At 63.9% G+C, this 6,561-nt stretch carries 4 protein-coding genes; all 4 read right to left on the reverse strand.

Features of this window, described 5'->3' with window-relative positions; genetic code table 11:
- Positions 1-35 precede the first annotated feature (35 nt).
- On the reverse strand, positions 36-767 hold the full coding sequence (gene ubiE / locus HDG37_RS33690) for a bifunctional demethylmenaquinone methyltransferase/2-methoxy-6-polyprenyl-1,4-benzoquinol methylase UbiE (RefSeq protein WP_090802995.1): 732 nt from the start codon (positions 765-767) through the stop codon (positions 36-38).
- A 66-nt stretch (positions 768-833) separates the two neighbouring features.
- A complete protein-coding gene (locus HDG37_RS33695) occupies positions 834-1,247 on the reverse strand; it encodes a gamma-butyrobetaine hydroxylase-like domain-containing protein (protein WP_018419393.1) in 414 nt (137 codons plus the stop codon).
- Positions 1,248-1,344: 97 nt separating this feature from the next.
- Positions 1,345-1,773: an HIT family protein gene (locus HDG37_RS33700; protein ID WP_013088371.1), complete on the reverse strand. Its 429-nt coding sequence runs from the start codon at positions 1,771-1,773 to the stop codon at positions 1,345-1,347.
- A gap of 33 nt (positions 1,774-1,806) precedes the next feature.
- Positions 1,807-5,913, reverse strand: coding sequence for an FAD/FMN-binding oxidoreductase (locus HDG37_RS33705; protein WP_184055204.1), 4,107 nt, complete (start codon positions 5,911-5,913; stop codon positions 1,807-1,809).
- Positions 5,914-6,561 lie beyond the last annotated feature (648 nt).

A 6,561-nucleotide genomic window follows, 5' to 3' on the forward strand; every position in this document is an offset into this window, starting at 1 on the left:
CGCACTTTCCTTTAAAAATCGATGAGTTAGGGACTCTAGTATTTGGTCCCCACATGCAAAGCTACCACGCCAGCTGACAAATTGTAATATTTGACGCCGTCGAGACCAGCTTGTTCCATCATAGTTTTCAAAGTTTCCTGGTCCGGATGCATGCGGATTGATTCCGCCAGGTACTGGTAGCTTTCCGCGTCCTTGGCGAAGCGCTCGCCGAGCCACGGCAACACCTTGAACGAATACAGATCGTAGACCTTCTTCAGCGGATCCCATACCTTCGAGAACTCGAGCACGAGCAGCCGCCCGGCCGGTTTCAGCACACGACGCATCTCGGCAAGCGCGATGTCCTTATGTGTCATGTTGCGCAAGCCGAACGCGACCGTCACGACGTCGAAGTAGTTGTCCGGAAACGGGATTTTCTCGGCATCGCACAGCAGCGCCGGCGTGATGATGCCCTTGTCGAGCAGCCGGTCGCGGCCCACGCGCAGCATTGATTCATTGATGTCGGTATGCCAGACCTCGCCCGTTTCGCCCGCCTGTTTCGCGAATGCTTTCGACAGGTCGCCCGTGCCGCCCGCGATGTCGAGCACCTTGTAGCCCGGCCGCACGTTCGCCTGGGCGATCGTGAAGACCTTCCACGCCCGGTGCAATCCGCCCGACATCAGGTCGTTCATCAGGTCGTAGTTGGCGGCCACCGAGTGGAACACCCCCGCCACCTTCTGCGCCTTGTCCTGTTCGTCGACCGATTGAAAGCCGAAGTGGGTTTTGCTCATCGCGCTCGTCCTTTCGCGTGTTCTTGAATATTGCGCCGCTCGAGCGGCGTTCGGGGGCGAATCGTATCAGTGACAGTGCCCGTGCGCAGCCGCGGCGGGCACCATCGGCGTGTCGCGGTCGATGCCGGCCGCTGCCAGTTTGGCGAGATACGCGCGCCAGAGTTCATCCTGACGCACGGCCATGTCATACAGCAGGTCCCACGAGTAGATACCGGTGGCGTGCCCATCGGAGAAGGTCGGCTGCAGCGCGTAATTGCCGACGCCTTCGATCATCGTGATCGTCACGTCGCGCTTGCCGGTCTGCAGGGTTTCCTGGCCGGGCCCGTGGCCCATCACTTCCGCCGACGGCGAATACACGCGCAGCAGTTCGAACGGCAGTCGATACGCTTCGCCGTTCGCGTACTGCAGTTCGAGCACGCGCGACTTCGAATGCAAGATCACGCCTGTCGGCACCGGCGTCTCGGGAGTCAATCCGCTCATGTTGGCCTCATCAGATAACGGCGGGTGATAACGTCGGATCGGCCGCCTCGCACGCCGACGGCAGTCCGGCGATGCGCGGCGACGGGTTCAGCGACGCTCAGCCCAGCGCCTGTTCAATTTCCTGCCGCACGGCTTCGCGCAGCAGCGTGGCGTGCGCGCGGCGCGACGACAACATCGCTTCGGACACCGTGCGCTGGCGCGGCGCCCAGATCGGCAGGGGGAAATGCGCGTCGTTCGAGAAACGCGGAATCACGTGCCAGTGCACGTGCGGCACCTGGTTGCCGAGGCTCGCGAGATTGACCTTCGCGGGCTGCATCACGCGCCGCTGCGCACGCTCGACCGCGTACACGGCCTTCATCACGTGATCGCGCTCGTCGGCAGAAAGATCCGAAAACTCGGCGACGTGAGCGTTCCAGATGACCCGGCAAAAGCCCGGGTAGTCGTGTTCGTCGGCGAGGACGACTCGCAGCGCGTCGTCCTGCCACAGCACATCGCCGCCGTCTTCACGGCAAAAAACGCAGTCCATCGTCGTCCTCGGCAAAAATCGTTGGTCGTGCCATTAAACCAGCACGCGCTCGATTCCGCCATTGTTCGCCCGTTGAACGTAGTCCGCCATCCAGTTTTCGCCGAGCACGTGACGTGCCATCTCGACCACGATGTAGTCCGCCTCGGTACCCGCGTCTTCGTTGTAGCGCGACAGCCCTTGCAGGCACGACGGGCAACTCGTGAGGATCTTGACGTCGGTCGAACCCGCGTTTCCGTGATTGGGCTGCGGACCGTCGCCGGCCTTCAGCACCGAACCGTTCGGCGCGCCCGCGGCGCCGGCCGATGCATTGGCCGGATTGATCGCGTTCGCGCCCGCTTCGGCGACGAGAGGGATGCCGCGCAGCTTCGCCGCGCCCTTGCGGATTTCTTCTTCCTTGCGGAAGCGCACCTGGGTCGAGATGTCGGGACGCGTGACCGCGAGCGTGCCCGATTCGCCGCAGCAGCGGTCGTTCTTCTCGATCTTGTAGCCGTCCTGCTCCGAACCCATCAGCTGATTGACGAGCTTGACCGGGTCCATCGTCTTGATCGGCGAATGGCACGGGTCGTGGTACATGTAGCGCACGCCGTTCACGCCATCGAGCTTGATGCCTTTTTCCAGCAGATACTCGTGGATGTCGATGATCCGGCAGCCCGGGAAGATCTTTTCGAATTCGTAACCGGCGAGCTGGTCGTAGCACGTGCCGCACGACACCACCACCGTCTTGATGTCGAGGTAGTTCAGCGTATTGGCGACGCGGTGGAACAGCACGCGGTTGTCGGTGACGATCTGCTCGGCTTTGTCGTACTGGCCCGAGCCGCGCTGCGGATAGCCACAGCACAGGTAGCCCGGCGGCAGCACGGTCTGCACGCCCGCCTCCCACAGCATTGCCTGGGTCGCGAGACCAACCTGCGAGAACAGCCGCTCGGAGCCGCAGCCCGGGAAGTAGAACACCGCTTCGGTGTCGGCGGTGGTCGTCTTCGGATTGCGGATGATCGGGACGATCTTGTTGTCCTCGATATCGAGCAAGGCGCGCGCGGTCTTCTTCGGCAGGTTGCCCGGCATCTTCTTGTTCATGAAGTGGATCACCTGCTGCGTGATCACCGGCTTGCCGACCGTGGCGGGCGGATGCGCGGTCTGCTTCTTCGCGAACTTCTTCAGCAATTCATTGCCGAGGCGCTGCGCCTTGTAGCCGACGCCCATCATCGCGGTGCGCGCGAGGTTGATGGTCTGCGGGTTGGTCGCGTTCAGGAAAAACATGCCCGCGGCGTTGCCCGGGTTGAACTTCTTCTTGCCCATCTTGCGCAACAGGTTGCGCATGTTCATCGTCACGTCGCCGAAGTCGATCTTCACCGGGCACGGCGTCACGCACTTGTGGCAGACAGTGCAGTGATCGGCGACGTCGTTGAACTCGTCCCAGTGCTTGATCGACACGCCGCGGCGCGTCTGCTCTTCGTACAGGAATGCCTCGACCAGCAAGGACGTGGCGAGAATCTTGTTGCGCGGGCTGTACAGCAGGTTCGCGCGCGGCACGTGGGTCGCGCAGACGGGCTTGCACTTGCCGCAGCGCAAACAGTCCTTGATCGACTCGGAAATCGCGCCGATATCGGACTGCTGCATGATCAGCGATTCGTAGCCCATCAGGCCGAAGCTCGGCGTGTACGCGTTGCGCAGGTCCGCGCCTTCGAGCAGCTTGCCCGCGTTGAAGCGGCCATGCGGATCGACGCGCTGCTTGTACTTGCGGAATTCGCCGATCTCGTCGTCGGTAAGGAATTCGAGCTTCGTGATGCCGATGCCGTGCTCGCCGGAGATCACACCGTCGAGCGAACGCGCGAGCTTCATGATGCGCGCGACCGCCGTGTGCGCGTCCTGCAGCATCTCGTAGTTATCGGAGTTGACCGGCAGGTTCGTGTGGACGTTGCCGTCGCCCGCGTGCATGTGCAGCGCGACGAACACGCGCCCGCGCAGCACCTGCTTGTGGATCGCCTGGGCTTCGTCGAGGATCGGCTTGAACTCGCCGCCGTTGAAAATCTGCCGCAATTCGGCGCGGATTTCCTGCTTCCACGACACGCGAATCGTGCGGTCCTGCGCGAGGTGGAATACGGTTGCGTCGGGTTGCGCGTCGACGCGGTCGGCGAACTTTTCGGCGAGCGACTCGTAGCCGAGGCCGACCAGGTAGTGCTGCGCCTCGCGCAGTGACAGGTCGAGCTTGCCGCGCACGAATTCCCAGCGCGTGCGCACACGCGCGAGTAGGTCGAGCGCCTGCTGCACGCGGTCTTCGAGCAGCTCGGCGCTCGGGATTTCGTTCGCGTCGTCGCTCTTGCCGAGCGGCAGCTTGCCGCTCTTGAAGAACGCTTCGAGCGCGTCGACCAGTTGCAGCTTGTTCTTCAGCGACAGCTCGATGTTGATGCGCTCGATGCCGTCCGTGTATTCGCCCATGCGGTCGAGCGGAATCACGACGTCTTCGTTGATCTTGAACGCGTTGGTGTGCTTTGCGATCGCGGCCGTACGGCTGCGGTCGAGCCAGAAGCGCTTGCGGGCCTCCGCGCTGACGGCGACGAAACCTTCGCCGCTCTTGCCGTTGGCCATGCGCACGACTTCCGACGTGGCCTGCGCGACCGCGTCCGCGTCGTTACCGACGATATCGCCGATCAGCACCATCTTCGGAAACGCGTTGCGTTTGCTCTTGGTCGCATAGCCGACCGCGCGCAGATAGCGCTCGTCAAGATGCTCGAGACCCGCGAGAATCGCGCCGCCCTGGCGCGACGTCTCGAACAGGTAGTCCTTGATTTCGACGATGCTCGGAATCGCCTCGCGCGCCTGGCCGAAGAACTCGAGACAGACGGTGCGCGTATGCGCCGGCATCTTGTGCAGCACCCAGCGCGCGGACGTGATGAGGCCGTCGCAGCCTTCCTTCTGCACGCCCGGCAGACCGGCGAGGAATTTGTCGGTGACGTCCTTGCCGAGGCCTTCCTTGCGGAACACGCGGCCCTTGATGTCCAGCGCTTCGGTGCGCAGCAGCTTCTCGCCCGGCGCGTAGTTGCCGTCGAACCATTTGAGCTCGAAACGCGCGACTTCGATGTCGTGGATCTTGCCCATGTTGTGCTCGAGACGCGTGACTTCGAGCCAGTTCCCTTCCGGGTCGACCATGCGCCACCACGCGAGGTTGTCGAGCGCCGTGCCCCACAGCACCGCCTTCTTGCCGCCCGCGTTCATCGCGACGTTGCCGCCGACGCAGGACGCGTCGAGCGAGGTCGGGTCGACCGCGAACACGAAGCCGGCCTGCTCGGCCGCTTCGGTCACGCGGCGCGTGACGACGCCCGCGCCCGAGAAAATCGTCGCGACCTTGCGATCGACGCCCGGCAACTGGGTCATTTCGACCGGGCCGAGCTGTTCGAGCTTTTCGGTGTTGATGACGGCCGAGAACGGCGTGAGCGGCACCGCGCCGCCCGTGTAGCCGGTGCCGCCGCCACGCGGAATCACCGTCAGTCCGAGTTCGAAGCAGGCCTTGATCATGCCGGCGATTTCGGCCTCGGAGTCCGGCGTCAGCACGACGAACGGGTATTCGACGCGCCAGTCGGTCGCGTCGGTCACGTGCGAGACGCGCGACAGGCCGTCGAACTTGATGTTGTCTTTCTGCGTGACCTTGCCGAGCACGCGCGTCGCGCGGCGGCGCAGGTCGTAGGTTTGCTGGAATTCGCTGGCGAATTGGTCGATCGCGCGGCGCGCGGCCTGCACCAGCTTTTCGACGCGCGCGGCGCGATCGACGCCGGCTTCGTCGCCGTGTTCGCGCAGATCGGCGCGGCGGCGCTTTTCGATTTCGGCGAGACGGTGATTGAGCGCCTCGATCAAAAGCGCGCGGCGCTTCGGATTGTCGAGCAGGTCATCCTGAAGATACGGATTGCGGCGCACGACCCAGATATCGCCGAGCACTTCGTACAGCATGCGCGCCGAGCGGCCGGTGCGGCGTTCGGCGCGCAGTTCGGCGAGCGCGTCCCAGGCGTCGTTGCCGAGCAGGCGGATGACGATTTCGCGGTCGGAGAACGACGTGTAGTTGTAGGGAATTTCGCGCAGACGCGCTTCGGGATCGGCGGCCACCGCGCCGGCGGCGCCGTGCGGATCGAAAACTTGAGGTGCGTTCATGGTTGGACGACTCGGTAGGTCAGCCTGGCGCACTCGTCACGAGGCGTCGGCGGACAATGCGCGTGGGGCGCAATGCTTGAAATCTTCTAGGGCTTCAAGGGGAGCGAGCACGACCGGCGGCCAACTCACGGCGGTCGCTTCGCGGCACTCAGAGACAGCTACACGATCGCGCGTGGCGGACATGCCGTTCCGCCGCGGGGCAGGATTCGCGCGGGACGGGCACTAAATGGGCGATCCGAGGCTGCCAGTGCATCTTCCGATCCTTATTCCAAAACGAAATTCTACCGCATCATTCCGCCACGCGTTGACGGTGGGAATCGGGCGGCGGCGGGGGTTCGGAGGTTTTGGCGATGGATCCGGCGGCGTTTTCGCATACCGTCCATTGACCGGCCGGACGGTTGGGCGAGCTTCGATCGCGCGATTCCGATACGGCCCGGTCAAGTGCACGGCACCCGTGCGCGGAGCGCGCGGAACGGCCAGAGCGGGCACCGTTGGCGCTATCATTGACGTCTTCCCGTTTTACACAGCGCACCGCGCCAACCGCATGGCTTCCCACGACTACCTGAAAAAGACCCTGACCGCGCGCGTCTACGACGTGGCGCGCGAGACCGAACTCGAACGCGCGCCGAACCTGTCGGCGCGGCTGCG

Origin of the sequence: Paraburkholderia sp. MM5384-R2 (assembly GCF_014201025.1) — a bacterium.
Classification (GTDB): Bacteria; Pseudomonadota; Gammaproteobacteria; order Burkholderiales; family Burkholderiaceae; genus Paraburkholderia; species Paraburkholderia tuberum.

Coding starts and splice junctions, on each gene's coding strand:
- ubiE (WP_090802995.1), bottom strand. CDS start 767: ATGAGCAAAACCCACTTCGGCTTTCAATCGGTCGACGAACAGGACAAG.
- HDG37_RS33700 (WP_013088371.1), bottom strand. CDS start 1,773: ATGGACTGCGTTTTTTGCCGTGAAGACGGCGGCGATGTGCTGTGGCAG.
- HDG37_RS33705 (WP_184055204.1), bottom strand. CDS start 5,913: ATGAACGCACCTCAAGTTTTCGATCCGCACGGCGCCGCCGGCGCGGTG.
- HDG37_RS33695 (WP_018419393.1), bottom strand. CDS start 1,247: ATGAGCGGATTGACTCCCGAGACGCCGGTGCCGACAGGCGTGATCTTG.